This is a genomic window from Acinetobacter sp. YH12200, from assembly GCF_013418175.1.
GTDB lineage: Bacteria > Pseudomonadota > Gammaproteobacteria > Pseudomonadales > Moraxellaceae > Acinetobacter > Acinetobacter pseudolwoffii.
The window spans coordinates 51648-78340 of the sequence record NZ_VPCO01000015.1 but is presented as its reverse complement, the minus strand read 5'-3'; the positions used below and the strand labels follow the sequence as shown (position 1 = coordinate 78340).

Here is a 26693-nt window from a genome sequence, read left to right as displayed (position 1 = left end):
AGAAAGTAACTTAGACCAGTGTTGATCATTCAGCATTGTACGAGGCATAGCGAGAAGTAAATTTGGTTTGGCGATTAAATTTTACTTTCTCGCTATTTTTTTGAACAGAAAATGTCAACAGACCCTAATAAGTTGTTTTAAGTGTATTAGATGAGTCAGATCCAGAAACTAAGAAATTTCTAATTTAATAAGCATTCAAGGATGATGGAAATGAACGGGGTATATTATTAATCTTGCGATTTAAGTTGTCAGTCGTGTAAAAAAGATGATTTTAAGCAATAAAATCCCAGTCATAAAAAAAGCCCGCAGGGTGCGGGCTTTTTAAAGAGAAAATTAGAGACCAGCAGAGGCTTTAAGCGCTTCCACTTTGTCGGTTTTTTCCCAAGTAAAGGCCGTATCAGAGCCTTCACGGCCAAAATGACCATAAGCCGCAGTCTGCTTATACATTGGCTGAATCAGATCCAGCATGCGGGTAATGCCATATGGGCGTAGGTCAAAGTGCTCACGAACCAAGGCAATAATCAATTCTTCAGATACTTTTGCAGTATTAAAAGTGTTGATTGAAATTGAAGTAGGTTCAGCAACACCAATCGCATAAGACACCTGGATTTCACACTTGTCTGCAAGACCAGCCGCAACGATATTTTTTGCTACATAACGCCCTGCATAGGCAGCAGAACGGTCAACCTTAGATGGATCTTTACCAGAGAAAGCACCACCGCCATGACGCGCCATACCACCGTAGGTATCTACGATAATTTTACGACCAGTCAAACCACAGTCACCGACAGGGCCGCCAATCACGAACATACCCGTTGGGTTGATGTGGAATTTGGTCTCTGCATGGAACATATCGGCAGGAATGATTTTCTTCACGATTTCTTCAATCACAGCTTCTTTAAGATTGGCTTGTGAAATTTCAGGATCGTGTTGAGTCGACAAAACCACAGCATCTAAACGAACAGGTTTGCCATTTTCATAAGCAAAGGTCACTTGGCTTTTCGCATCTGGGCGTAACCAAGGCAAAGTTCCATTACGACGAAGCTCTGCTTGTTTTTCCATTAAGCGATGTGCATAGGTAATTGGCGCAGGCATTAAAACGTCAGTTTCACGGCTGGCATAACCAAACATCAAACCTTGGTCGCCGGCACCTTGATCTTCAGGTTTCTGACGGTCTACACCCTGAGCAATTTCAGGTGACTGTTTGCCAATCATGTTGATTACGGCACAGGTCGAACCATCAAAACCCAGATCAGAATGGTGATAACCAATACCGTTCACGGTATGGCGTACTACCGCTTCAAAATCGATATTGGCCGTCGTTGTGATTTCACCGGCAAGTACAACCGCACCTGTTTTTACAAGCGTTTCACAAGCAACCCGTGCATAAGGGTCTTCTTTTAAGATTGCATCCAAAATAGCGTCACTGATTTGGTCAGCCATTTTATCTGGATGGCCTTCGCTTACAGATTCCGAAGTAAATACAGCGTACTCGCGCATAGTCCTATCACAGTTAATTTTAAAGACCCGATATGTTACATCGAGTTGCGCTCTAGGACTAGCTTAACACGACAAAATTGGTCGAAATTGTTTCAAATTATTGTGTTTTTAATTGATTAATAGAATTAAAAAAATTGATATGTCGATTTAACCGTCATTGCTGATTTGGCAAGGAGCGACAAATTAATCCGGATTTTCCCAGATGTAGCAAAATTAAACAGTTATATTCTCGAATAAATTTTAAAAGATCGCTGATTGGAAAAATATAAAGCTAAAATCTGAGCAATTTTCAGGAAAGTGATCATTACATTAATACGCTCGCATGTGATTCAACATGATTCGACTAGCTGTATTGTGGTTGCATCGGCTTCTCTGCATATTAGGCCTAAGGTTTCACTACTGGCCGGTTAAGCATGGCCAAGATTCTTTTTGTATGGGCTTCTTGAAGTAAGACTGTACGGAGATAAGTCATGATGTATCAAAAGGCATTTACCTTAATTGAGGTGATGATTGTACTGACGATGATGGCGATTTTAGCCACCATGGCGTTTATGAGCTATCAGGGCTATGTGGTACGCGCTCAACTGGCTGAAGTGTTTGAGCAGGCTGGCACATATCGAACTCAGTTCATTGCCTCAGGTCAGCATTGTGATGCTGGACGCGAGATTGGAGGGAATACACGATATATCGAAAAAGTGGTGATTAATGCGACATGCCGAATTGAGTTTAAGCTGCGACAGCAAGGCCTAGATGCAGCGATTCGGGGTAAATCAATTGCATTTGATGTCTATACGGGAAAATGCTTCTCGACTGATATTTATCAGCGCTATTTACCTAAAAGCTGCCAGGGGCGCTAAGCACGCTTGCTGCTTATGATTGAGCCTAAATAGATGTAAGCTTTTCATCTAAAAAATACATAGTTGATCGATCTATTGATAAGAATGAATCATCAATGCTCTTCATCATCGACGAGAAAATTATATGACACATCTCTCTTTAAACGGATGGAGCCGACTTTAGATTAAAAACGAAATAACAGTCAATTCTAAAAAATGCAGGGTTGAAAAGCTCAATCAGACAACAATATGCTAACTATCATGTCTAATAAATCCCTCGCAAAAGTGACCAGAGAAAACAGAACTAGAGAGAAAAATGTGGAATAATTACCCGATAAGGAAATACAAGACTAATAAACTGATAAATGTTGTTGCTTAGTCTTTACCCCTCGCTGTTTTTTTAAGACAATAGACCATAGTTTTGAAAGTCTTTTCATCATTTCCTATTTCTGAATATTTTGGACTCTGATTTATGACAACCCCGCTTAATGAACGTCGTATTGCAAACGCAATTCGTGTATTGGCAATGGATGCTGTGCAAAAAGCAAACTCAGGACATCCAGGTGCTCCAATGGGGATGGCAGATATCGCTGATGTGGTTTGGCGTGAATTCCTGAACCACAACCCGACCAACCCGAATTGGGCTAACCGTGACCGTTTTGTATTGTCAAATGGCCATGGCTCTATGCTTCAATATGCACTGCTTCATTTAACGGGCTACGATCTTTCGATTGAAGATCTAAAAGCATTCCGTCAACTTCATTCTAAAACACCTGGTCACCCGGAATTGGGTTATGCACCCGGGATTGAAACGACGACTGGTCCTCTAGGTCAAGGGATCGCCAATGCTGTTGGTTTTGCGCTGGCTGAAAAAACCTTAGCCGCACAATTTAATAAAGATGACCTCCAGGTTGTGGATCACTTTACTTACTGCTTCCTGGGCGATGGCTGCCTGATGGAAGGTATTTCACATGAAGTGTGTTCATTGGCAGGTACCTTAGGTCTTGGTAAGTTAATTGCCTATTATGACGACAACGGTATCTCGATTGATGGTGAAGTGGAAGGCTGGTTCTCTGACGATACCGAACAACGTTTCTTGGCTTACGGCTGGCAAGTACTTAAAGTAGATGGTCATGATAGCGAAGCGCTTCGTGCTGCAACTTTAGCAGCTAAAGCTGAAACTGCTAAGCCAACCATCATTATCTGTAAAACAGTGATTGGTTTGGGTTCACCAAACAAGCAAGGTAAAGAAGACAGCCATGGTGCGCCACTCGGGCATGATGAAATTGTCTTGACGCGTGCAGCATTAGGCTGGACTGACGAAGCATTTGTTATTCCTGAAGATGTGTATGCAGCTTGGGATGCCAAAGACAAGGGCGATAAAACTGAAGCAGCGTGGAATGAAACATTTGCTGCCTATGCTGCAAAATATCCGACTGAAGCGGCAGAGCTAAAACGCCGTATGTCAGGTGATTTGCCAGCGGACTTCGTTGCAAAAGCAGATGCTTATATCGCTGAAGTGAATGCTAAAGCTGAAACCATCGCGACACGTAAAGCAAGCCAAAATGCATTGCAAGCACTGGTTCCATTATTGCCAGAAGTTCTAGGCGGTTCTGCGGACTTGGCTGGTTCTAACCTGACGCTGTGGAAAGGTGCGCAAGGTGTACAAGACAATGCAGCGGGTAACTACGTACATTATGGCGTGCGTGAATTCGGTATGACTGCAATCGCCAATGGTGTTGCGCTGCATGGCGGTTTCATTCCTTATGTGGCTACATTCCTGATGTTTATGGAATATGCACGTAATGCAGTACGTATGTCTGCCTTGATGAAGCAACGTGTGATTCATGTGTACACACATGACTCTATTGGTCTAGGTGAAGATGGTCCTACGCATCAGCCAATCGAGCAAATTGCATCTTTACGTGGTACACCAAACCTGAATACCTGGCGTCCATGTGACACCGTTGAAGCTGCAATTTCTTGGAAGTCTGCATTGACTCGTTCTGAGGGTCCGACAGCGTTAATCTTCTCTCGTCAAAACTTAGCTTTCCAAACTCGTACTCAAACACAAATTGAGAACGCTGCGAAAGGTGGTTATGTATTGGCTGAAGAAAAAGGCGAATTAAAAGCGATTATTATTGCAACAGGTTCAGAGGTTGCTTTGGCAATGGAAGCTTATGCACAGCTTGAGGGCGTGCGTGTCGTGTCTATGCCATGTGCTGAAGAATTCATGAAGCAAGATGCAGCGTACCGTGAAGCAGTTCTTCCATCCAATATTCGTGCGCGTGTTGCGGTTGAAGCAGCGCATGTAGATTATTGGTGGAAATTCGTTGGTCTAGATGGTCGCGTAATTGGTATGAGTACTTATGGTGAATCTGCACCTGCAAAAGACTTGTTCCAGCACTTTGGTATTACCACTGAAGCCGTTGTTGCAGCAGTAAAAGAAATTACTGCTTAATCAGCCCTTTAAAAGTTTAAAATGGCGTCCCAGTTTTGGGGCGTCTTTTTGTTTTTTGGTCTTTTTAGCTCTGTTTTCATGTGACAAGAGTTGAAGAGTTCTCTTGATAATTGAATGCAAAAAGTGAGATGAACATGAGCTTGTACGAGCAAATTAGCGAAGAAATTACTCTGATGGATGCAGGCGAACAGAAATGGATCGGGCAGGATCTACCTCTTGAGGCCATGATGGCGGTTGAGTTAATGCTGCAAGAACTCGCGGAAGAAAAAGTCATCAAAGTCCGCCGTAAAAACCATGAAAAGACGACTGGCCTAAAACAGGTTGATCGTATTCTGGTTGAAAAACTGTAAAGCTAAAATACTAAAAAGTCCCTGATTGGGGCTTTTTTTATGCCAGATGATTTTTGTCTGGAAGTTGCTTATCAAAACCAGATGAGATAAAGATAAGCTTGTAACTCGCTATAGAACTCAGCATCCTATCGAAACGGCTTATATTAATGAAATAGGCAAAAGAAGTTGGTAAACATGAAAATAAATTCCCAGATTCAGATCAAATCTTTAGAGCAAATATCACAGTACCAATGGCTGCCTTTATGGCAAGAATATCAGGCTTTTTATCATGCGAAGATCTGTGACGAGGTCAGTGAAAATACCTGGGCGAAATTACACAGTACTGAGCTAGATTCGATGTATGGATTTGCTGCATTGCTTGATGAAAAAGTGGTGGGCATTGTACATGTGGTCGAGCATGACAGCAGTTGGACGCTACGGCCTTATGCTTATTTGCAGGATTTATTTGTGCCTTCGCAGTATCGAGGTCAAGGTATCGCTTGCAAGTTGATTGAACAGGTTTATCAGGTGGCAGAACAGCGTAATTGTGACCGCGTTTACTGGCTCACGCATGAATCAAATCGTCAGGCACAAATGCTCTATGATAAAGTGGCCAAAAAGACCGGATTTATCCAGTACCGTATGGATTAATAATAGAAATTTAAAAAATAACTTACAAATTTATCGTTTCATCGCTGCAACAAAACGTTTTATCTTTAGAGCTGTAAATATTTCTGAATTCTATACACTGAATAACATCCAAAACGAGAGATAAAAACATGAATTTCAAAACATTAGTATTAGGCTTAGCGGTTTCATCTGTAGCAACATTTTCTATTGCAAAACCAGTAACCTATACAATTGACCCGACCCATACTGCAGCCGTATTTAGCTGGGATCATTTCGGTTTTTCTACGCCATCTGGTAATTTCTCTGATATTCAGGGCAAAATCGTGGTAGACAATGAACAACCGGCAAAGTCAGCTGTGCATGTGACAATTCCAGTATCCAGTATTAATACCAACGTGACAGCTTTAGATGATCACTTAAAGAAAGCAGATTTCTTTGATGCAGCAAAATATCCAAACATCAGCTTTAAAAGTACCAAAGTAGAAACACAGGACAAAAAGAACTTCAAAATTACTGGTGACTTAACTATTAAAGGCGTGACCAAACCTGTGGTATTGGATGCTGTTTTAAACAAACAGGCTGAACATCCAATGATGAAAGTTCCAGCAATTGGTTTCAATGCAACCACTTCATTTGACCGCTCTGCATTTGGTTTAGGAGCAAACGTACCGAGTGTGGGTGATAAAATTACTGTTCAGATTACCACTGAAGCCACTGTACCTGCGCCTACAAAGAAATAAGATTCTCTGTATGGGTAGTATGAAAAAGCACCTGATTCAGGTGCTTTTTTATCAAATAAAATGACTTAGATCTAATCACGATTCAGAATCAGCAGACAGCCAAAACTGATAAAGATCCCGCCTGTAACTCCATCAATCCATTTGGCAAATTTTTGATAATAAGTCGTCATTTTCGGCATTGAAAAAATAATGGCTACAACCGTAAACCAGAGCAAACTTTCGATAAAGACCAGAGCTAAAAGAGAAGATTGTTCTGATAGTTTTGCATTAGGGCTAATCGCCAATGCAAATACACTGCTAAAGTAAATCAGGGCTTTGGGGTTGGCCATGTTGGTGAAAAAACCTTGCAGCAATAATTTAAGATACGACGGCTGAACGATAGAAAGAGCTTCTGCTTTCGAATTTGTTAAAGGTAGAGGTGTCTTAAAGCTCGACTTCAACATCAAACTGCCCAGATAGAGCAGATATAATCCACCCAATAGCATTAAGATCTGCTGTAACCAGACCATTTTCTGAAATAAAAAATGCAGGCCGCCAAGTGCACAAATTGACCAGACCAGAATGCTCAATGAAATACCGAGGGCTGCACATAAAGCATGCTTTCTGGACTGCCGGATGGCACTTTGTGTGACAAAGAAAAAGTCCGGTCCTGGACTAATCAGGGCAAAAAAATGAATCACGGCAATGCCGAATAATGCGCTCATAATATTTCTACAGTCGAGAGGAAGAGTTTAGCCTAGAATTTATCTGAGACTAGGATACGATATTTAATTGCGCCAGATATTGCTCTAGTACAGTTTGCGAGGTGGTTTCCAGTACAGGCGCAAACTGAAGATTGGCAGCGCGTAGTGCAGGAATATCAATTTTAGCCTGACTTAATTCACAGCTATGGCCAATCAGCCATTTTTCCAGACTGTCACTGGCGACTTCAGGATGGAATTGTAGTGCCAGAATATTACTGCCTATACGAAAGGCCTGATTTGCATAAAGCTCAGTACTTGCCAGTAATTCAGCCTGTTCAGGTAGGTCAAAGGTATCACCGTGCCAATGTAGCACTTCAATATTTTCCAGATTTCGCAGTGGATTATTCTCGATAGCTGCAAGACTGAGCTTAGACCAGCCCATTTCTTTGCTCTGTCCTGCATAGACTTTGGCACCAAGCGCATGCGCAATCAATTGAGCACCCAGACAGATTCCTAAAGTGGGTAAATTCTTATCCAAACGTACTTTAAGCAGGTCTATTTCTGCTTGTAAGAAAGGAAAGTTTTCTGTTTCATAAACCCCAATTGGGCCACCGAGAATTACGGTTAAACCAGGATGCTCATACGCCTTACACAGGTCATCAATCCCGGCTTCAAAATAGCGGACACGTAGCCCCAGCTGATAAAATACATCTTCCCAAGCACCGAGGTCTTCAAAAGCGAGATGTTGGATTGCATATACAGTATCGGGGAAATGGTCCAGGTTCAGCATGGTCATTCGATCTAAAACGGGAAATATTTATTTAACGTCATTCTGTAAAAAAATAGAAGTCTTTTTAATCCCGTAATTTATGAAGCAAGATATTCTCAATCTGAATAGTGAATCCTGGTGCAGGATTCTGAACCGGCTTTGTATCATTATGCAGCTCAATTTCATTTCCCACTAGAAAGGCAGTAGAGTAGAGGTGAATATAGAATAAAAAGACTGAGGAAGAAAAAATGCACAATATCTGTCTCTATATCGATAAAAAACGTATCAGTCCCTATGTCATGTCAGTTTACGTTGCTTTAAAAGAAAAAGGCCTGAATTTTCAGGAAAAAACGGTTGATCTAGATCAACTGGAACAACAAAGCATGGCATATCGCAGAATTTGCCCCAGTAGAAAAGTCCCTTGTCTTGTGATGGATGATTTTCATTTATTTGAATCTTGGGCGATTACAGAATATCTGGAAGATGCTTTTCCAGCGCCAGATTATCCAGCTTTATACCCCAGAGAGAGTCAGGCCAGAGCAAAATGCCGTGCAGTTCAGGCTTTAGTCAAAACTGATTTTATGGCAATCCGCCAGGCCATGCCTTCAGACTCAATCTTTGTTCCACCTAAAGGACTTTTTATTGCATCAGCCGAAGTCTTGCAAGATATTCAGCGTTTATTGGCAGTCACAGAGAGTTTGCTCAGTGAATGCTGGCTGACTGAACAGTGGTCAATTGCAGATTTTGATCTGGCCTTTATGCTGCACCGCCTGCTTAGCCAGCAGATTGAACTGCCTGATAAAATTCAGGTATATATCCAGCGAAATTTCCAGCGTGCTTCAGTTCAGGCGTGGCTAACAGAAAATGAAAAGCTCAAGCTTTAAGCTGCCAAAACTTATCAACTAGAGGATACAAAAAAGACTTAAATAGATAAAAATCAAGCGTAATATAAATCAGAACTGTGTGGAAAATTACGAGAAATAATGTCCTTGTTGCATCATTATTAAGGAGTGCGGGGTGGGGAATTCACATCATCATGAGCATAGTCATGTCACTGTGACTGCGAAAAATATCAAAAAATTATCGATTGCTCTGGCACTCACGACCAGTTTTTTAATTGTGGAAGTTATTGCCGGCTTTTTGACGCAGAGTCTGGCCTTGCTTTCTGATGCCGCACATATGTTTACTGATGCTGCGGCACTGGCGATTGCACTGGTGGCCATCAAGATTGGGCAAAAACCGGCAGATAACAAACGCACGTTTGGCTATCAACGCTTTGAAATTCTGGCTGCCTTATTTAATGCCTTGATGCTCTTTGTGGTGGCGATTTATATTTTATTTGAAGCCTATCAACGTTTAAGCAATCCTCCAGAAATCCAGAGTCTGGGGATGATGGTTGTGGCGAGCTTAGGACTCATCATTAACCTGATTTCGATGAAAATTCTGGTGTCGAGTAGTCAGGAAAGTCTAAATATCAAAGGGGCTTATCTGGAGGTGCTGAGTGATGCATTGGGGTCAGTCGGCGTGATGATCGGGGCGCTGCTGATTTATTTTACTGGCTGGATGTGGGTAGATACACTGATTGCCGTATTGATCGGATTTTGGGTTTTGCCACGCACCTGGATTTTGCTCAAACAAAGTATCAATATTCTGCTGGAAGGAGTGCCAGATGAAATTGATATTGAAAAACTGCGTCATGATCTTTTAGCACTCGAAGGCGTACAAGATATTCATCAGCTTAAAGTCTGGGCGATTACTTCCAAAAAAGTCATGTTGACGGTACATTTGGTTGCACCGAATGTAGATTATCAGAAACTGCGTCATCAGGCTTTTGAAATATTGAGCCATCAGCATCATATTACTGAAATGACTTTACAGATTGAGGCAGAAAATTGTCCACCGGAACAACGAGGGCATTCGACCCATCAGCACTGAAATATAATCATCTGAGCATCGCAGGGCTTAATTATTTTTTAGAAGTGAATGGATGACATCCAAATAACTTGGTGGAGCATCGACATACTGACGCTCTCTTAACATTTGATGCATTTTCGCCAGCTTTTGATGCGGAACAGCGGCCATTAAATGATGTTCAATATGATAGTTCACATGAATCGGTGCTACAAAAGCTCGTGCCAGATAACCTGCGCGGGTTGTACGGGTATTGCTGAGGGCAGAATGACTGGTTTCCAGACCCGCATGTTCAGCCATTGCGCGAATACGGATAAATAAAGGGAATGGTGTGATATAAGCCAAAGGCCATAGCAAATACAGCTTAGGATGGCCACTGGCCCAAAGCACAGAGAAAATCGTGGCATTCGCGAGCAGCATACCTGAACTGTTTTTCAGCAGATTTTTGGCCAAATCTACCTTGCTACGATTGCCACGTGGAATAGGTTTGGGATCGTTGGATACACTCCATTCCAGAAGCTCCAAATCCATCAATACCCGACCTGCCAGAAATTTAAGTCCAGATTGCCCGTTTAAGTCGCGAAAGAATTTTCGGAATAATGAGCTTTGAGTAATGGGGAAGTTTTTCACCAGGCCTAAATCCGGGTCGTCTGGTTGAGAGGTTTTAGCATGATGTTTCAAGTGATAAGGACGATATTTGCTGACCTCATTCCAGATTGGGCGTGCACACAGCCAATCGGTCAAATGTGTATTTAGCCATTTGGTTTTAAACAGGCTATGGTGTGAGGCATCGTGCATCAAAATCGCCATGGCCAGCTGACGACCTGCCAAAATCGCCAATGCCACTGCACACATTAAAACCTTTCCCCAAATGGGCAAATATTCCCAGCTATAGGCCACTGTACCGAAGGTCATCACAATCACAGCCCAAGTTGAAGCTATAGACCAAGCACCATGTAAGTCAGAAGTCGTGGTGAGTTCTTTAATTTCTTCGCGGCTAAAAAATTCGGTGACACTGAGCTTAGTGTTCATTGTTTTGCCTATAGCGTTCTTATCATTACTTTCAATATATTTGTCCTAAATATTACAGTCAATTTATTTTTGTGAATAAATATGAAATAAATTATACACCCTGATTGTTAAAATATTGCTGCCATAAAAATTGCCCCTGTTTTTCTATTTTACGAACCGCCCGCTCAAATTGTTGCCGAGCTTCGGCTTCTATCCATTCTGCAGGAAGTAGGGGATCGGCACGTAAACTAAATAAGGCAGATTTACCGAGATAGAAGGCGGTTTTTGCTGCATCAGATAAAGGCAAGCTTTGAGAGTAATCAAACCATTGATGAATGTCTTGATTCACCTCCAGATAAGTTTGATGTAAGGCTTGAACATCCCAAAGTGCACTGACATCTATTTCCTGATCTATCTCACTGACTTGAAAAAAACGTGCATCTGGATCTAATCCAAACTGGATTGCAGCCGTTTTTAATTCGGTTAAGCTCAGCATTAAGTTGTCTGGACGAATAAAAACATTCTGCTCCATTTCCTGAAAGCCATAATAACCTAGTGCTTTTTCCCCGTTTGGATAATGCAGTGCGATCTACACGTCCCAAAGCACCGGTATAAACCAGTACATATTTTCCATTCCACGCGGTCGCCATTTGCATATTGGGATGCTTGTTTAAACTGATAAAAGAAGTATCAAATTTTTTTTCTAGCAATTGATACACCCCGCGCTCTACAGCTTGAATGATATTTTCCTGATTCAATCGGGCTACAGCAACCCGCAGACTATTGTGAGAAATGCTTAATAGATCTGCTGCACATAGCATCTGTTTAATGCTGGCGGTGGAATTTTGAGACGCATATAACAAGTCTAAAACCAGATGACGGGCATTCAATTTATAAGTCATGAAACGATATCGTAATTAAAGGAATTGAAAGTTTTGAAGTTTATTTACAATAGCACTTTGTTGTGAATAACCCAAAAAATGTCAGGGTGAAAGAGGATGAATAAGTGATTTGAGATATGCTTTTTATCAATGAAATTTTTTAAACACAATAAAAAAACCCTTATCTTTCGATAAGGGCTTTTCGTATTCTGGAGCGGGAAAGGAGACTCGAACTCCCGACCCCAACCTTGGCAAGGTTATGCTCTACCAACTGAGCTATTCCCGCAATGAGATGAATTATAGAGAATTCCACAGCAGTGTCAACTCTCTACAAATCTGTTTGCTTAATTAATCAGCACGGCGCCAAACTGTACCTTGGCGGGTATCTTCAAGAACAACACCTTGATCAAGTAAAGATTGGCGAATTTCATCCGCACGCGAAAATTCTTTGGCTTTTTTGGCATCTTGACGCTGTTGAATTAAACCTTCAATTTGTTCAGGTGATAACCCTAGGGCTTCCTGACCAATATCAGATTTGAGAAACTCATCTGCATCTTGTTGTACCAGACCGAGAATATTGGTCAAATGGCGTAAAGTTGCGTAGTAGATTGCTGCCTGTTCCGCATTTTCTTCTTTCACGGCACGATTCAGTTCTTTGTTAATTTCAAATAGCACTGCAATCGCTTCAGGTGTATTGAAATCATCACGCATGGCGGCATTAAAACGTTCAACCAAAGCATCATCCAAGGTTTCCACCAGATGATCGCCATAAACCGCCTGATAGGTTTTAAATGAATGGTAGAAACGAGACAAAGTATTTTTCGCTTCTTTTAAGGCAACATCCGAATAGTTCACCGGACTGCGATAGTGTGAAGACACAATAAAGTAACGCACCACTTCCGGATGGAACTTTTCGATCACGTCGCGAATGGTGAAGAAATTGCCTAAAGACTTCGACATTTTCTCGCCATCGACATTAATGAATCCGGCATGCATCCAGTAATTCACATATTGTTCACCGGTTGCTGCTTCAGATTGTGCAATCTCATTTTCATGATGCGGGAAGGTCAAATCGGCACCGCCGCCATGAATGTCGAAATGATTGCCCAGGCAGCAGGTCGACATCGCTGAACATTCAATATGCCAACCCGGGCGGCCATTACCCCAAGGTGAAGGCCATGCAGGTTCATTTTCTTTGGCGTGTTTCCAGAGGACAAAGTCAAATGGATGTTTCTTTTGAACTTCGACATCAACACGTTCAGAAGCCCCAGCTTGCATATCTTCTAACTTGCGACCAGAAAGACGGCCATATTTGGCAAATTTCTCGACTTCAAAATAGACATCGCCATTATTAGATGGATATGCCGTGCCTTTGTCGACCAGATTGCCAATCATATCTTGCATTTGGTCAATATAGTCTGTGGCTTTAGGCGCAGCATCAGGCGGGAGACAGCCTAGTTTGGCAAAGTCTTCATTCATCGCATCAATAAAGCGGCCGGTCAACTCCGAGATACTTTCGCCATTTTCATTGGCACGTTTAATAATTTTGTCATCAATATCGGTAATATTGCGCACGTATTTGACTTTCCAGCCTTGGCTGCGCAGGAAACGGATAATATAGTCAAATGCAACCACTGTACGTGCGTGTCCAATATGACAGTAGTCATAGACGGTCATACCACAGACATACAAATCAATTTGACCTTCAACACGAGGTACGAATTCTACTTTTTTGCGTTGCTCTGAGTTATATAGAACAAATGGTTGCATAGCTGTTCAAAAGACTTCAAATAAAAGGATGAATCATCTTAACCTAAGCATAATTATTCATAAAGACAAAAGCGTAAAAAGCCTCAGATATTTAGCATAGTTAGGCAGAGATACTGATTGATAAAAAGGTGATTCTTGGACGGAAGTCAGAATATTGAGCTCAGCTTTACAGAACTAGTGTTTGCCAGGGAGATTAGGTGATATTGGGATGAGTATGATCTTATTCGAATCCAGCTTATTGAGAAGAGAATGGACATGTGTCGATAGAAAATAAAAAACAAGCATATTTTACAGCGTCAAAAATGGAGTAAATGTAGAGGTGGAGATACCAGACTGCGTAAGTCACATACAATCAAGATATATTAAAAATCTGTCGAATCTTCTACATTTAGAAAGCTCGCAATTGCATAGCTATGCTAAAATTGCGAAAATTGTGCCCATCAAATGAGAGTTTTTCTCTGTCCTTAACGTAGGTAAACAGGCTTTGAATTCACAAAAAACAGCGAATCAACTCGATTTTCAGAAAGTCGCACTTGAAACACTGCGCATCGAAGAAAATGCATTACAGATTTTAGCCACACAGATTGATGGCCGTTTTAGCCGGGCCTGTGAAATTATTCTACAGTGTACTGGTCGTCTGGTAATTACCGGAATGGGCAAGTCAGGTCATATTGGCCGTAAAATGGCGGCGACCTTTGCTTCGACCGGAACCCCCTCATTCTTTATGCATCCGGGTGAAGCCGGTCATGGCGACTTGGGCATGCTGGTCGCGGGTGACGTGCTGATTGCGATTTCAAACTCAGGCAAGAGTGATGAGATCATGATGCTGATGCCACTCATCAAACATCTGGAAATTCCTTTAATTACCATTAGCGGCGATGAGCGTGGCCCAATGCCACAAAATGCCGATGTGGCTTTAACTCTGGGCAATATTCAGGAAGCCTGTCCGCTCGGGTTGGCACCCACCTCATCAACGACTGCCACCTTGGCCTTAGGCGATGCTTTGGCGGTGGCGTTACTGGATGCGCGTGGTTTTACTTCAGATGATTTCGCCCGCTCGCATCCCGCCGGAGCTTTGGGTAAGCGCCTGTTATTACATGTAAAACATCTGATGCGTACGGGTGATGATTTACCTAAAGTTTCACCAGATACCGCCATGAACAAAGTATTATATGAAATTTCAAACAAACGTCTGGGATTGACCACGGTCGTAGATGCAAATGATGTCTTGCTGGGAATTTTTACCGATGGTGACTTGCGTCGTTTAATTGATAAACAGCAAGGTTTTGATGTCAATCTGGCAATTCAGGACGTGATGACCAAGAATCCGCTTACGATTTCTCAGGAAGCACGTGCAGTCGTGGCGCTGGAACGTATGAATGAACGTAAAATCAACCAGTTTGTAGTGGTTGATGAGGCCAATAAAGTGATTGGTGTGATTAGTATGCATGACCTGATTCAGGCTGGGGTAAATTAATAAATGGCATCTTATGTATTATTAGAGCAGGCACGTCATATTGCAGCATTAGTGCTTGATGTAGATGGTATTTTAAGTGACGGCTTTGTAACGCTGACCAATACTGGTGATGAAATCAAATCATTCGATATCCGCGATGGTCTGGGTATGAAGCTGGTTCAGCAGGCTGGAATCAAAGTGATTATTATCACTGGCCGTAAAAGTAATATTGTCGAAAAACGGATGTCGGATCTGGGTGTGGATCTGGTCTATCAGGGCCGTGAAGATAAAGGCACAGCACTACGTGAAGCATGTGCACAGCTCAATATCGACCCTGAAGATTGCTTATATATGGGCGATGACTGGCCTGATTTGTCTGCTTTTGCCATTGCTGGCATGAAAGTGACCGTACCGAATGGTCATGTCGAAGTTCGTCGCCGTGCAGATCTGGTGACTCAGGCGCTAGGTGGCCGTGGTGCAGTACGTGAAATCTGCGATATGCTGCTGATGTCCAAAGGCGTATACCAAGAGTTACTTGAAAAATATACTCGTGCGCCTTATTAATAAGTCATATCTTTTGGATTAAGTACACCGCTTATGGATACTAAAGTTTTATATATTACGGCTGTGATGATTGCCGCAATAAGTGGTGGTTATTATTATTACAGTGGCAAGGGCAATAAGCTGCAGACGGACTCCGCGCGCAGCATGACCTATTCCGCTCAAGATATTAACTTAACCCAGACAGATGAATCAGGTATGTTATCGGTTCGCGCCCAAGTGGATCGACTTGAGCAGAACCTGCAGCAACAGACCTCCAAACTGGAAAACCTGCAAGCTTCGACCTATGACAATGCTCAAGTCGATGCGACTTTCTCTGCCAAAATGGCGCATGGCTATGATGACAATACAAAAGTTGTACTCTCTCAAGAAGTGCTTGCCACCAAAATCATGCAAAATGGACAGTTAGAGTTCCGTACTGAGGAGCTGACGGCTTTTCCAAAAACACGTGAAATTGAAACTGATAAAACGGTGATCGTGGAGTCTCCACAGGCTGAATTTATCAGCCAGGGTCTTAAAGCCAATCTTAATGATGGTCAATACGAATTCTTTAATATTCGAGGAAAGTATGAACCAAATTCCTAAAGTCAAAATGATGCACACTTTCCTGAAGCGCACTGCGCTGGCGACTGTGATTGGACTTGCTTCAATCGCGGCCTTTGCCTTGCCATCTGACCGTAACCAGCCGATCACTTTACTGGCGGATCGCGCGACTTTTAATGAGCGTACTGGGGTGACGACCTATTCTGGCAATGTCATTATTGAACAGGGCACCATGAAGCTACAAGCCAATTCAATTGTGGCCAATCTGAACAATAAGCGCCAGATTAGCCTGATCACGGCTACCGGTAGCCCGACACAGTTCCAGCAAAAAGTAGATGCCTCCAAAGGTCTGACCAAAGGTCAGGCTCAGAAAATTGTCTACAATGCTGAAACCGGAATTATTACCCTGTCTGGTAATGCCTTATTGCAGCAGGATGGGGCCAGTATTCGTGGTGCGACTTTAAAATATAGTATGAATAAAGGTGATGTTGAAGCGATTGGTACACCGAATAAAACCGGTTCAGCTGAAGGTCGCGTAAAAATTGTGATTCCACCATCAGCTTCACAATCCTTTCCAGGAGCACGTGATTAATGGAACAATCGCAGCAAGTTCAAACCTTGACCATCAAACATCTGGCGAAAAATTATAATAAGCGCTGGGTGGTGAAAGATGTGTCTTTTAGTATGGAAAGTGGCCAGATTGTCGGATTGCTCGGACCTAATGGTGCAGGTAAAACCACCAGCTTCTATATGGTCGTCGGTCTGGTACGTATGGATAAAGGTGAAATCTATCTGGATGATCTGGATCTTTCTGATCTGGCCATGCATGAACGGGCACGCAAGGGAATTGGCTATTTGCCGCAAGAAGCATCGATTTTCCGCAAGCTGACAATTTCACAAAATATTATGGCGATTCTGGAAACCCGCAAGGATTTGACCAAGGCTCAGCGTCAGCAACGTCTGGCGGAACTTTTGGCCGACTTTAAAATCACTCATATCAAAGATTCTTTAGGAATGAGTGTTTCCGGTGGTGAGCGACGCCGTGCCGAGATTGCTCGTGCATTGGCGGCAGATCCAAAATTTATGTTACTCGATGAACCTTTTGCTGGTGTCGACCCGATCTCGGTTGGTGATATTAAAGATATCATCACCACTTTGAAAGATCGTGGGATTGGGGTATTGATTACCGATCATAATGTGCGTGAAACGCTGGCGATTTGTGAACATGCTTATATTGTGAGTGAGGGGGCATTGCTTGCTGAAGGTACGCCAGCTGAAATTCTGGCCAATGAAACAGTAAGAAAAGTTTATTTAGGTGATGATTTTACCGTATAAACAGCTTTTATGTCTGTAAGATACCCACATCACGGCACCAATTGTCGGATGAGGGTTTTTTTTCATCAAATCAACGTTAAAAAAGTATCTTTTACAACGATTTGATATATTGTTAGGCTAAAACACGAAACATTAATTATTATGCGATTTAGGGTACAGCACATAAAAAATGTTCAGGGGGAAAACCGATAAAAAAAGGGGGATCTTCATGAGTCTTCTTTTGCCTTTATCTATTTCCTTGGCACATGCAGAAACTTCGCAAAACCATTTTGCAAATATTAAAAACGGTTTAAGTAAACTGATTGCACCAGAGCCAACACGGTCAGCGCATTCAGTTGATATTACGTCACTCAGTCGCTACTCATTAGACACTTCTCAGGTAGCTGAACTGCCACAGATTACCCGGCCACAACAGGGACAGTCTGCTACCGGCCCTATCGTGGCTCCTATTCCACAAAAGATGAATGTGGTGGAAGCGATCCATACCGCAGTTCAGCGACGTCCTGAAATTAGCCAGAGTATTTCTACCCTGTCTGCACAGGCGGCTAATATTGATGTGGCAAAAGCAGCCTATTATCCGCAGTTATCGGGCGGATTGGGGACCGGTGATCTGACCTCTGGTGAGCGTGGACGTCAAGTGGTTTCCTTAAATGCGACACAGATGCTGTATGACTTTGGCAAGATCAAAACCAATGTCAGTATCGAGGAAGCCAGATTGGCAGAAGAGCAGGCAAGGGTGCTGGTCAGTCTGGATCAGGTGGCTTTTGAAGTGGCAGATGCGATTGTCAATATCAAGCGTTATCAGGAAATTACCAAAATTGCCCAGCAACAGATTCAGGGTATTGGACGGATTGCAGAAATTGCCAATTTGCGTGCCCGTGCCGGTATCAGCAGTCAGGCCGATCCAATTCAGGCTCAGTCCAATCTGGAAGCGGCACAATCGAACCTGCTGGTGCAGCAGACCCAGCTCAGACAATATCAGCAACGTTTACGCACTTTGCTGGGGTTTGATGTGTCTGCGGTGGAATGGGAGATTCCAGAACGTATTGTGGCGCAGGCCGATCTGTATCAGGATCCGGAATTTACCCAGATTCCCAATATGATTCTGGCACAATCGGGTGTAGAGGTTGCACGCTTTCAAAAAGATCAGGCACGTTTGAGTTGTTATCCAAGCATTCATCTGAAAGGCAGTTTAAGTCAGGCTGTTAATGGGCGGAATCCGAATAATAATGAAGATGACGGCTTTTATAATTCAATCATGATTGAAGCCAGCAGTAATTTTTATCAGGGTGGCGCAGCACGCTCTCAGGCACGTTCTGCCAGTTATGCCGAAGAAGCTGCACGTGCACAGATCAATACGGTTTATCTGGATGTACTGGATCAGGTTCGCTTGATTCGTGAGCAGATTGAAAATAAGCAAAAACAAATGGGAGTTTTATCCCAACGTCGTGCAACCACGGTACGAACCAAAGAGCTGTATCAAGAACAATATAAATTGGGTACCCGAACCGTGGTGGATTTGCTCAACGCAGAACAGGCGATTCATAGTGCAGCACAGGAAATTGAATCTGCGCGCTATGACATCTATTCGGCGATTGTGCAATATATTCAGGTTACCGGCCGTACACGGGATATTTACGCGCTTAACCGTATTTCTATTCAGGGGTTTGAAGTTCAGCCATGAGTACTACAATAAATTATCAACCGTGGCTTAAAGCGGTTTTGAATATTGCCAGACATTACCGGATTGAACCTTCTGAGGAGCGGATTCGTCTGCAACTGGACTGGAACCAGCATCATGACATCGACGAGATACTCAAAATTGTCAGCCGGCAGATTGGTTTAAATATCCGTAAAAATAAATTTGACAGCAGCTTGCTGAATCCGTGGCGTTTGCCTTTGCTGGTGGAGTTTGATAGTGGGGATTGTGGGTGTGATTGAACGCATCGACACCCAAGGTAACGTCAGTATACAGCTCAGTGGCGATGAAGGCTTGTCTCAAAGTTTCACGGTTGAACAGTTAGAGACGGGCGTAAAGCATCTGTATGTTCTGCGTCCCAAATCTTCTGTGCCGGATGCGCGCGTGGATGAATATATCAAGCCGTTCGAGAAAAACTGGTTCTGGTCAATTGTCTTGAATGACTGGAAACGTTATATCGATGTCATGTTCGCCTCTTTAATTGCGAATATTCTGGCACTGGCCACGATTGTTTTCTCGATGAACGTGTATGACCGCGTGATTCCATCACAATCGATTCCTACCTTATGGGTTTTGGCTGGCGGTGTGCTGATTGCGGCAATTTTCGAGTTTGTTTTACGCGTCTCCCGAATCTATCTGTCAGACATTATTGGTAAACGTGCTGATCTGAAAATTTCGGATCGGGTATTTGGCCATTCTTTGCGCATCAAAAATAGTGAACGTTCCAAATCGACTGGTACCTTTATCTCGCAGATTCGGGAACTGGAAGGGGTACGCGAACTGGTCACTTCAACCACAGTGACTGCGATTGCCGACCTGCCATTTTTCTTCCTGTTCTTAGGGATTTTCTGGGTGATTGGCGGCAACCTGTTCTGGGTGATGCTGCTGGTGGTGCCACTGATGATTCTGCCTGGCATTCTGGCGCAGAAAAAACTGGCAGAACTGGCTCAGCTGGGCATGCGTGAATCTGCCATCCGTAATGCCTTGCTGGTAGAGGCCGTGCAAGGGATTGAAGATATCAAGCTGCTCAGAGCTGAAACACGCTTCCAGAATCAGTGGAACCATATGAATGAAGTTTCAGCCGATGTCAGCATGCAGCAACGTAAGATTGTGGGTTTGATGACGGCCTGGACCCAAAAAATCCAAGGCTTGACCTTTGCCATTGTGGTATTGGTCGGTGCTTTTGCGGTGATGGACGGCGAGATGACCACAGGTGCATTGGTGGCCTGTTCGATTTTGTCTTCACGAATGCTGGCACCCATTTCACAAATTACTGGCGTGTTGGGTCGTCTGCAACAGGCCAAAGTGGCCAAAGCCGGTCTGAATGAGTTGATGAAAAAATCGGTCGATCAGCCGGATTATTCTCATCTGATTCATCGCCCAGCTCTGGATGGCCATTATGAACTCAGTGGTGTGGTATTCAAATATGGCGAAGATGATCCAAAACCAAGCCTGATGATTCCAAAGCTTGAGATCAAACCGGGTGAAAAGATTGCGATTCTGGGCCGTAACGGTGCCGGGAAATCAACCTTGTTGCAGCTCTTGTCTGGTATGCAGACGCCGTTACAGGGCAAGGTCAAACTGGATGGTATTGACCTGACCCTGATTGATCCTTCAGATGTACGTCGTGATATGGGCTTGCTGAACCAGAATTCGCAGCTATTTTATGGTTCGATTCGTGAAAATCTCAGCTTGGGTGCGCCCTTGGCCACCGATCAGCAAATTCTGGAAGCGCTGCAAATCACGGGTGCATTCGCTTTTGTGCAGGAGAAAAAAGAAGGTCTGGATCATATCATTCTGGAAGGTGGTGTTGGCTTTTCTGGCGGTCAGCGTCAGGCGCTGTTATTAACACGGTTATTGATCCGTCAACCGAAAATTCTACTGCTAGATGAACCTACTGCTGCGATTGATGATGTGTCAGAAAAGCAGTTGATTGATCATCTTAAAAGTTATTTGAGCCATCGTACCATGGTGGTTGCGACGCATCGCCGTGCGGTACTGGAGCTGGTGGATCGTATTATTGTGGTGAATGATGGGAAAATTGTCATGGATGGTCCACGAGATCAGATCCTGAATCAGTCACAGGGTGGTAATAAGCGGGTTGTTGGAGCAAGTGCATGAGTGAACTCAAAGAACTAAAACGTTCAAGCAAAGTCAGCTTTCAGGAACCACCTTTACCTAAATCGAGTGTCATTATCTGGATTGTCGGCATTGGTTTATTGGTATTGCTGATCTGGGCCTGGTTATTTAGCTTGGAAGAAGTCTCTACCGGTACGGGTAAAGTGATTCCATCTTCTAAAGAGCAGGTGGTTCAGTCTTTAGAAGGCGGTATTTTGACCACACTCAATGTTAGAGAAGGTGAAATTGTAGAGCGCGGCCAAGTGTTGGCTCAGCTTGACCCGACCCGTTTTGAATCCAATGTCGGTGAATCTGAATCCTTACTGATTTCATCACGTGCGACCTCAGCTCGCTTACGCGCGGAAGTGAGCGGTACGCCATTGGTATTTCCCGAAGAAGTCTTGAAATACCCAAAACTGGTGAAAGAAGAAACGGCACTGTATCAGTCACGTCGTGCCAATCTGGAGGAATCCGTGGCCGGTCTAGAACAGGCCTTGGTACTGGTACAGCAAGAGCTGGAAATGACAGCACCACTGGTGGCTAAAGGGGCAGCCAGTGAGGTTGAAGTACTGCGCTTAAAACGTGAAGCCAACGACCTGCGTAATCAAATGAATGATATTCGTAATCAATATTATGTGAGCGCGCGGGAAGAGCTGTCCAAAGCCAATACCGATGTGGAAACTCAGCAGCAGGTGGTACGCGGCAAGTCAGATACCTTGAGCCGGACTATTTTTAAATCACCGGTACGCGGTATCGTAAAAGAAATTGATGTGATGACGCTGGGCGGCGTGATTCCACAAAATGGCAAGTTGATGACCATCGTGCCACTCGACGAAAAACTACTGGTTGAAGCGCGGATTTCACCACGTGATATTGCCTTTATTCGTCCAGATCAGGAGGCACTGGTTAAAATTACAGCATATGATTATTCAATCTATGGTGGGTTGAATGGTAAAGTTGCGATGATTTCACCAGACACCATCCGTGATGAAGTCAAGCAGGATCAGTTCTATTACCGGGTCTATATTCGCACGGAGAGTGACAAACTGAATAATAATGCGGGTCAGGAGTTTAATATCACCCCAGGTATGGTGGCCACGGTAGACATTCGCACCGGTTCAAAAACTGTCATGGATTATCTGATCAAGCCATTCAACAAGGCCAAAGAAGCCTTGCGGGAACGCTAATCTTTTCAGGCCATTGAGTCAAACAATCGAGTCAAATCGGGCCTCTCCATGGAGAGGCTTTTTATTTGTTGGAGTAAAGCAGGTATACTGCCAGGGTTCGATTTTAAAGCCTGAAGTTATGCCATATACGCTTGCCAGCCTGGTCAGTTTTGAGGAAGACATCAAAAAAAGCCGATTTCAGGCATTTGCGACCCCTGTGGAAAATGAACAGCAGGTCAAAGATTTTCTGGACGCTTATCGTGATCCAAGTACCACACATCAATGCTGGGCCTGGAAAATTGGCCATCAGGTGCGCTTTAATGATGATGGTGAACCTTCAGGCACCGCGGGGCGCCCGATTCTCGCCACCATTGAAGGTAATGAATTGACTAATGTACTGGTGCTGGTCAATCGCTGGTATGGCGGGATTAAACTCGGCACCGGAGGTTTGGTTCGTGCCTATGGCGGCTGCGCTGGACAATGCTTGCTGCTGGCAGACAAAATTGAACTGATTGAAAAGAAAAAAGTGCAATTTTCCTGTCAATTTAATGAATGGGCCATTTTTCAGTATGAACTGAATCAGCAGCAAATCGATTATCAGGAAGACTATAGTGCCGAAGGCGTTCAGGTTCAGGCACAGTTGCAGAAGCATCAGATTGAAGCTTTTGCTTTAAAAATTCAGGATGTGACTCGTGGCCGTGAACAGCTCAAAATCATAGAAGAAGCGACAGATGACTGAAGCAGATCCATTACTGAAATATCGTGAGCAGCATAAACATCGCCTGAACTATATGCCTTGGCTATACTGGTCCTTAAAGCCGAAAAACCGTGGCTGGGCAGAAGCTTGGCAAAAAGAATATCAGGCTTATCTGATGGAAATGGAAACCGTCGAGATTGGTGAAAACTGTTTTATTTCACCACTGGCACATATTTTTGCGGAACCGGGACGCAAGATCGTCATTGGCGATAATACCTTTATCGCCGCAGATTGCACCCTGCATGGCCCACTGGACATTGGCAATGAAGTGGCGATCAATCATCACTGTATTCTGGATGGTGGCCGGGTGGGGATTAAACTGCATGATCAGGTGCGTATCGCAGCGTATTGTCATCTGTATGCATTTGATCACGGTATGCAGCTAGAACAGCCAATTTATCAGCAAGCGGTACGCTCACAAGGCATCGAAATTGGCCGGGATGTCTGGCTCGGCGCACATGTCGGTATTAAAGATGGCGTTAAAATCGCAGATCAGGCCATTGTCGGAATGGACAGTATGGTCACCAAAGATGTCGAAGCACGGGCTATCGTTGCTGGGAATCCTGCAAGCTTTATTCGATACCGCAAATAAAGCTTTACACTCAGTAGATCTCTTTCATCAATCAAAAAATGATGGTTCTATTGATATTTAAATCCACGAGATATTAAAAGCCCTTTCTCTCTTTCGGATGAGAAGCAGTGCGTCGCAAGGGCATGAGCGGATTTTATAAAGACCTCTTTCTTGTGCAACAGTATTGCTGACTTCCTAACAGCAAGAGGGAATTTCGCTGGTATAAATTAGAAAATGATTTTAAACGCATTTTAATGATCTGAATTTAAGTGTTTGGCCTAATGGCTGAATTATTCTTCTAATTATCGGTCAATCATATAAAAGTTAACATATTTCAATTCAAGCCTTACAGATTTTGCTGCACATTTTATAAAGCTTATGCTAAGTTAAAAATAACAAAGAAATTTTTATCATAAATAGAGAGGCTAAACATGAAACGTGTCATCGCCTGCATCGACTCTTCACCATGTATAAACGCGCTGGCAGACGCGGCTGCATGGATTGCCAAACAGACTGGACGTGAACTGGTTTTGTTACAGGTCTTGGATTATTACCCGGCCAGTTATCATCTGGGCGAAATCAGTGGGGTAATCGGGTTTGAAAGCAATGCCATGTTGCTGAAGGAATTGGCCGAGCTTGAACAAAAACAAAGCGAAATTGCCTTGGATTATAGCAATAATCTGCTGCAACATATTTCCGAGCGGATTTTAGCCGAACATGGTATTCAAACCACACATATTCAGGAAAAAGGGGATTTTTTGGAGCAAAGTTTCCAGATTCTTGAGCCGGATGATATCGCATTAATTGGATTGCTCGGTGAGCGCTCAGCTGAAAAGAATAAACCGATCGGCACCAATGTCGAGAATTTTATTCGTGGTGCCAATTGTACGGTCATGACGGTTGGGGAGCAGTTTAAACCGCCAACACGATTTATTTTTGCCTATGAATATTCTCCGACCTGTATCAAAATGATGAGACGGATTGCGGAAAGTGATCTGCTGCGTTTATTACAATGTCACCTGTTATATATTGGCGATCATGCCGAAATTTTAACTGAGCCGCTGCAATATCTGACTCAAGCGGGTCTAGATGTAGTGCCGCAATATCGCTATGGCGATGTCGCCGAGAATATTTTGACCTATCAACAGGAGATGGGTATTCAACTGATTGTTCTGGGCGCATTTAGTCACAGCAAAATCCATCAGTTTTTCCTCGGTAGTATTGCCACCACAATTTTCCGTAATTCCAAGGTGCCTTTACTGGTTGCAAAGTGAGGATTGCCTAAAAAGCAAACAAAATGAAAATTTCAACGTAAATTGTTACAGCTTGATTTAAAAATGATCAGAGTTATCCTCATATATTGTGGATAACTCTGTGGTTAATGTTTTTAAGTTAATGTTATATATAATAAATATGGCGCTGGGTAATTTTTGTTCTTCTGATTTTATTTGACAATCGCAAGTGCAAAACCATCATGTCCTTTACTGCCTACAGTCTGTAAAGCGGTACAAGACAAGATACGTGGATGATTTTGCAGCGCTTTAAACATGGCACGGATGCCTTCAATACTTGGCTTGTGATTGTCCGGATTGATAATCTCGCCTGCACGGATTACATTGTCCAGAAAAATAAGTGTACCTGAATGCGACAGGTTTAAACTGAGTTCCAGATATTCCGGATAACTCTGTTTGTCTGCATCAATGAAGATAAAATCAAAAGCCTCGGTCTCTGCGGGTAGAGCTTTGAGTACATCTGCTGCACGACCACATTTCAGTTCAACAGTTTGCTTGAGCTGGGCACGGTTAATATTTTCCTGACCCATTGCCGCGTGGGTATCACGTCCTTCAATTGTGAGGATATAGCCATCATCGGGCAAAGCACGTGCCAACCACATGGTGCTGTATGCGGCAAATGTTCCGAGTTCCAGTACACGTTTACATTGATTCATCTGGATCAGCATCTGCAACAACATGCCTTGATTTGCTGCTACAGCCAGATGGTCTGGCAGACCATGCGCAGCAGTATTTTCCAGCGTCTGGTTCAGGATGGGATCTTCAGGAATTAAATGTGACTCAATGTAGTTGTCAATGTCTGTCCACATGTGTTGCATAGTTTTAGCACCATCAATTGCGATGGGTGCATTTTAAACTTTTCGCGGCATAGCGCAATTTATTGTGCTATAGCTGCTGTTTTTTTAGGCTATATAAAGTCTTAAATGAACTTTGTATAGCCGTTGTCATGACTTAGTAATTACACATTGAAGAATTTCGCCCCAGACTTGGCCCCCAGGTACGGTAACCTTGGGTATCGATGTGGATCTGACCAGAAGCATACATGCCGAGTCCCATATTCAGACTTTGACCATGTTGCGCCCAGAACTGGCACAATTTGAACTTGGTATTTTCAATATAACTATAGTCTTGCGCTTGCGGATATTCTGGGCCAATACGAAAATCGATGGCAGAATTATACAGATGGCGTGAAGAATTGGCGCCACCGGCACACTGGTTTAAAGGCAGGTCACGATAGACGGAAGTGACTTCAAAATCAGTCAGGACATTGGCGGCTACTAAATATTTAAATACACGCAAGGTTGGAACCTGATTGGCCCATAATTCACGGCTTGGAATCATGTACTGTGAACGACCACATTTGGCCCAGTCCCGCGCGGTACGCATTAATTCAAAACTGGGAATAATATTGCCTACGCCATTGCGTTCCAGAAACACTTCGTACTCACGTACACGTGATAAATTATCCAGCGCAGAGACCCAGTGGGTATACAGATAAGGTACAGTTTTGGGTTGGACTTTGCGGTCGTATTGAACACGTTCTTGGGGAATATAAATCCGCTTTCCATCGGGCACGGTCTGTCCCGGTGGTTTTGGGGTCGTGGTACAACCCACAAAAACGAGAGGGATTACACACAGACTCAATAATCCCTTTGCAAAATTCTTCATTTATAG

At 43.4% G+C, this 26693-nt stretch carries 24 protein-coding genes, 1 tRNA gene and 2 pseudogenes; 18 read left to right on the top strand and 9 right to left on the bottom strand.

Annotated elements, in window-relative coordinates; all coding sequences use genetic code 11:
* Nucleotides 1-333: 333 nt before the first annotated feature.
* Nucleotides 334-1500 (bottom strand): methionine adenosyltransferase, encoded by a 1167-nt coding sequence (gene metK / locus FTU90_RS11220; RefSeq protein WP_005096646.1) that lies wholly within the window; start codon nt 1498-1500, stop codon nt 334-336.
* Between the two features lie 473 nt (nt 1501-1973).
* Here metK and FTU90_RS11215 point away from each other — a divergent pair, with 473 nt between their 5' ends.
* From FTU90_RS11215 to FTU90_RS11195, 5 genes are all read left to right on the top strand, one after another.
* Nucleotides 1974-2357: a prepilin-type N-terminal cleavage/methylation domain-containing protein gene (locus tag FTU90_RS11215; RefSeq protein WP_074382886.1), complete on the top strand. Its 384-nt coding sequence runs from the start codon at nt 1974-1976 to the stop codon at nt 2355-2357.
* Between the two features lie 451 nt (nt 2358-2808).
* Entirely contained in the window at nt 2809-4797 is a 1989-nt protein-coding gene (gene tkt / locus FTU90_RS11210) for a transketolase (protein ID WP_180072683.1), read from the top strand.
* A gap of 134 nt (nt 4798-4931) precedes the next feature.
* Complete coding sequence (locus FTU90_RS11205; protein ID WP_005096650.1) at nt 4932-5147, top strand: hypothetical protein; 216 nt, start codon at nt 4932-4934, stop codon at nt 5145-5147.
* A 174-nt stretch (nt 5148-5321) separates the two neighbouring features.
* Nucleotides 5322-5777 (top strand): GNAT family N-acetyltransferase, encoded by a 456-nt coding sequence (locus FTU90_RS11200; RefSeq protein WP_005171309.1) that lies wholly within the window; start codon nt 5322-5324, stop codon nt 5775-5777.
* A 128-nt stretch (nt 5778-5905) separates the two neighbouring features.
* Nucleotides 5906-6496: a YceI family protein gene (locus FTU90_RS11195; RefSeq protein WP_180072681.1), complete on the top strand. Its 591-nt coding sequence runs from the start codon at nt 5906-5908 to the stop codon at nt 6494-6496.
* A gap of 71 nt (nt 6497-6567) precedes the next feature.
* Here the strand turns inward: FTU90_RS11195 and FTU90_RS11190 are convergent, their stop codons facing one another.
* Complete coding sequence (locus FTU90_RS11190; RefSeq protein WP_100357102.1) at nt 6568-7200, bottom strand: LysE family transporter; 633 nt, start codon at nt 7198-7200, stop codon at nt 6568-6570.
* A gap of 49 nt (nt 7201-7249) precedes the next feature.
* A complete protein-coding gene (locus FTU90_RS11185) occupies nt 7250-7969 on the bottom strand; it encodes a glutamine amidotransferase (protein ID WP_159138185.1) in 720 nt (239 codons plus the stop codon).
* 227 nt (nt 7970-8196) lie between these two features.
* Here FTU90_RS11185 and yfcF point away from each other — a divergent pair, with 227 nt between their 5' ends.
* Both yfcF and FTU90_RS11175 read left to right on the top strand, forming a co-directional pair.
* Complete coding sequence (gene yfcF / locus FTU90_RS11180) at nt 8197-8832, top strand: glutathione transferase (protein ID WP_159138184.1); 636 nt, start codon at nt 8197-8199, stop codon at nt 8830-8832.
* 133 nt (nt 8833-8965) lie between these two features.
* Complete coding sequence (locus FTU90_RS11175) at nt 8966-9883, top strand: cation diffusion facilitator family transporter (RefSeq protein ID WP_159138183.1); 918 nt, start codon at nt 8966-8968, stop codon at nt 9881-9883.
* A gap of 27 nt (nt 9884-9910) precedes the next feature.
* On the opposite strand, the gene FTU90_RS11170 is transcribed toward FTU90_RS11175, so the two are convergent.
* The 4 genes and pseudogenes from FTU90_RS11170 to cysS form a co-directional block, all read right to left on the bottom strand.
* The gene (locus tag FTU90_RS11170; RefSeq protein ID WP_159138182.1) at nt 9911-10891 is read right to left on the bottom strand and encodes a fatty acid desaturase family protein; all 981 of its coding nucleotides are present in this window, start codon (nt 10889-10891) and stop codon (nt 9911-9913) included.
* A 91-nt stretch (nt 10892-10982) separates the two neighbouring features.
* Nucleotides 10983-11772, bottom strand: a pseudogene (locus tag FTU90_RS16240) (PaaX family transcriptional regulator C-terminal domain-containing protein).
* A 189-nt stretch (nt 11773-11961) separates the two neighbouring features.
* Nucleotides 11962-12037, bottom strand: a tRNA-Gly gene (locus FTU90_RS11160).
* 62 nt (nt 12038-12099) lie between these two features.
* Nucleotides 12100-13521, bottom strand: coding sequence for a cysteine--tRNA ligase (gene cysS / locus FTU90_RS11155; RefSeq protein WP_005171297.1), 1422 nt, complete (start codon nt 13519-13521; stop codon nt 12100-12102).
* A gap of 484 nt (nt 13522-14005) precedes the next feature.
* Here cysS and FTU90_RS11150 point away from each other — a divergent pair, with 484 nt between their 5' ends.
* The 11 genes and pseudogenes from FTU90_RS11150 to FTU90_RS11100 all read left to right on the top strand — a co-directional run bounded on the left by FTU90_RS11150 (nt 14006) and on the right by FTU90_RS11100 (nt 25001).
* A complete protein-coding gene (locus tag FTU90_RS11150; protein ID WP_071851229.1) occupies nt 14006-14998 on the top strand; it encodes a KpsF/GutQ family sugar-phosphate isomerase in 993 nt (330 codons plus the stop codon).
* 3 nt (nt 14999-15001) lie between these two features.
* Nucleotides 15002-15541 carry an HAD family hydrolase gene (locus FTU90_RS11145; protein WP_005096667.1) on the top strand — a complete coding sequence of 180 codons (540 nt, stop codon included), beginning with the start codon at nt 15002-15004 and terminating at the stop codon, nt 15539-15541.
* 33 nt (nt 15542-15574) lie between these two features.
* Nucleotides 15575-16123 carry an LPS export ABC transporter periplasmic protein LptC gene (gene lptC / locus FTU90_RS11140; RefSeq protein ID WP_005096668.1) on the top strand — a complete coding sequence of 183 codons (549 nt, stop codon included), beginning with the start codon at nt 15575-15577 and terminating at the stop codon, nt 16121-16123.
* Nucleotides 16107-16673: a lipopolysaccharide transport periplasmic protein LptA gene (lptA, locus tag FTU90_RS11135; protein WP_005171293.1), complete on the top strand. Its 567-nt coding sequence runs from the start codon at nt 16107-16109 to the stop codon at nt 16671-16673. The genes lptC and lptA overlap by 17 nt, the downstream gene beginning before the upstream one ends.
* Nucleotides 16673-17416, top strand: coding sequence for an LPS export ABC transporter ATP-binding protein (gene lptB, locus FTU90_RS11130; protein WP_005096670.1), 744 nt, complete (start codon nt 16673-16675; stop codon nt 17414-17416). Before lptA ends, lptB begins: the two co-directional genes overlap by 1 nt.
* A 208-nt stretch (nt 17417-17624) precedes the next feature.
* Nucleotides 17625-19100, top strand: coding sequence for a TolC family outer membrane protein (locus FTU90_RS11125; RefSeq protein ID WP_252766766.1), 1476 nt, complete (start codon nt 17625-17627; stop codon nt 19098-19100).
* Nucleotides 19097-21236 (top strand): annotated as a pseudogene (locus tag FTU90_RS11120) (type I secretion system permease/ATPase). Before FTU90_RS11125 ends, FTU90_RS11120 begins: the two are co-directional and overlap by 4 nt.
* On the top strand, nt 21233-22420 hold the full coding sequence (locus FTU90_RS11115) for an HlyD family efflux transporter periplasmic adaptor subunit (RefSeq protein WP_005096673.1): 1188 nt from the start codon (nt 21233-21235) through the stop codon (nt 22418-22420). The pseudogene FTU90_RS11120 and the gene FTU90_RS11115 overlap by 4 nt, the downstream one beginning before the upstream one ends.
* Nucleotides 22421-22538: 118 nt before the next feature.
* Nucleotides 22539-23138: a YigZ family protein gene (locus FTU90_RS11110; protein WP_159138179.1), complete on the top strand. Its 600-nt coding sequence runs from the start codon at nt 22539-22541 to the stop codon at nt 23136-23138.
* A complete protein-coding gene (locus tag FTU90_RS11105; protein ID WP_005171277.1) occupies nt 23131-23748 on the top strand; it encodes an acyltransferase in 618 nt (205 codons plus the stop codon). Before FTU90_RS11110 ends, FTU90_RS11105 begins: the two co-directional genes overlap by 8 nt.
* Before the next feature lie 410 nt (nt 23749-24158).
* Nucleotides 24159-25001 (top strand): universal stress protein, encoded by an 843-nt coding sequence (locus FTU90_RS11100; RefSeq protein WP_005171275.1) that lies wholly within the window; start codon nt 24159-24161, stop codon nt 24999-25001.
* Nucleotides 25002-25171: 170 nt separating this feature from the next.
* Here FTU90_RS11100 and FTU90_RS11095 read toward each other — a convergent pair whose 3' ends face one another.
* Together FTU90_RS11095 and FTU90_RS11090 are read right to left on the bottom strand one after the other, a co-directional pair.
* Nucleotides 25172-25837, bottom strand: coding sequence for an O-methyltransferase (locus FTU90_RS11095; RefSeq protein ID WP_180039820.1), 666 nt, complete (start codon nt 25835-25837; stop codon nt 25172-25174).
* Between the two features lie 133 nt (nt 25838-25970).
* The gene (locus tag FTU90_RS11090; RefSeq protein WP_005096679.1) at nt 25971-26687 is read right to left on the bottom strand and encodes a D-Ala-D-Ala carboxypeptidase family metallohydrolase; all 717 of its coding nucleotides are present in this window, start codon (nt 26685-26687) and stop codon (nt 25971-25973) included.
* Nucleotides 26688-26693 lie beyond the last annotated feature (6 nt).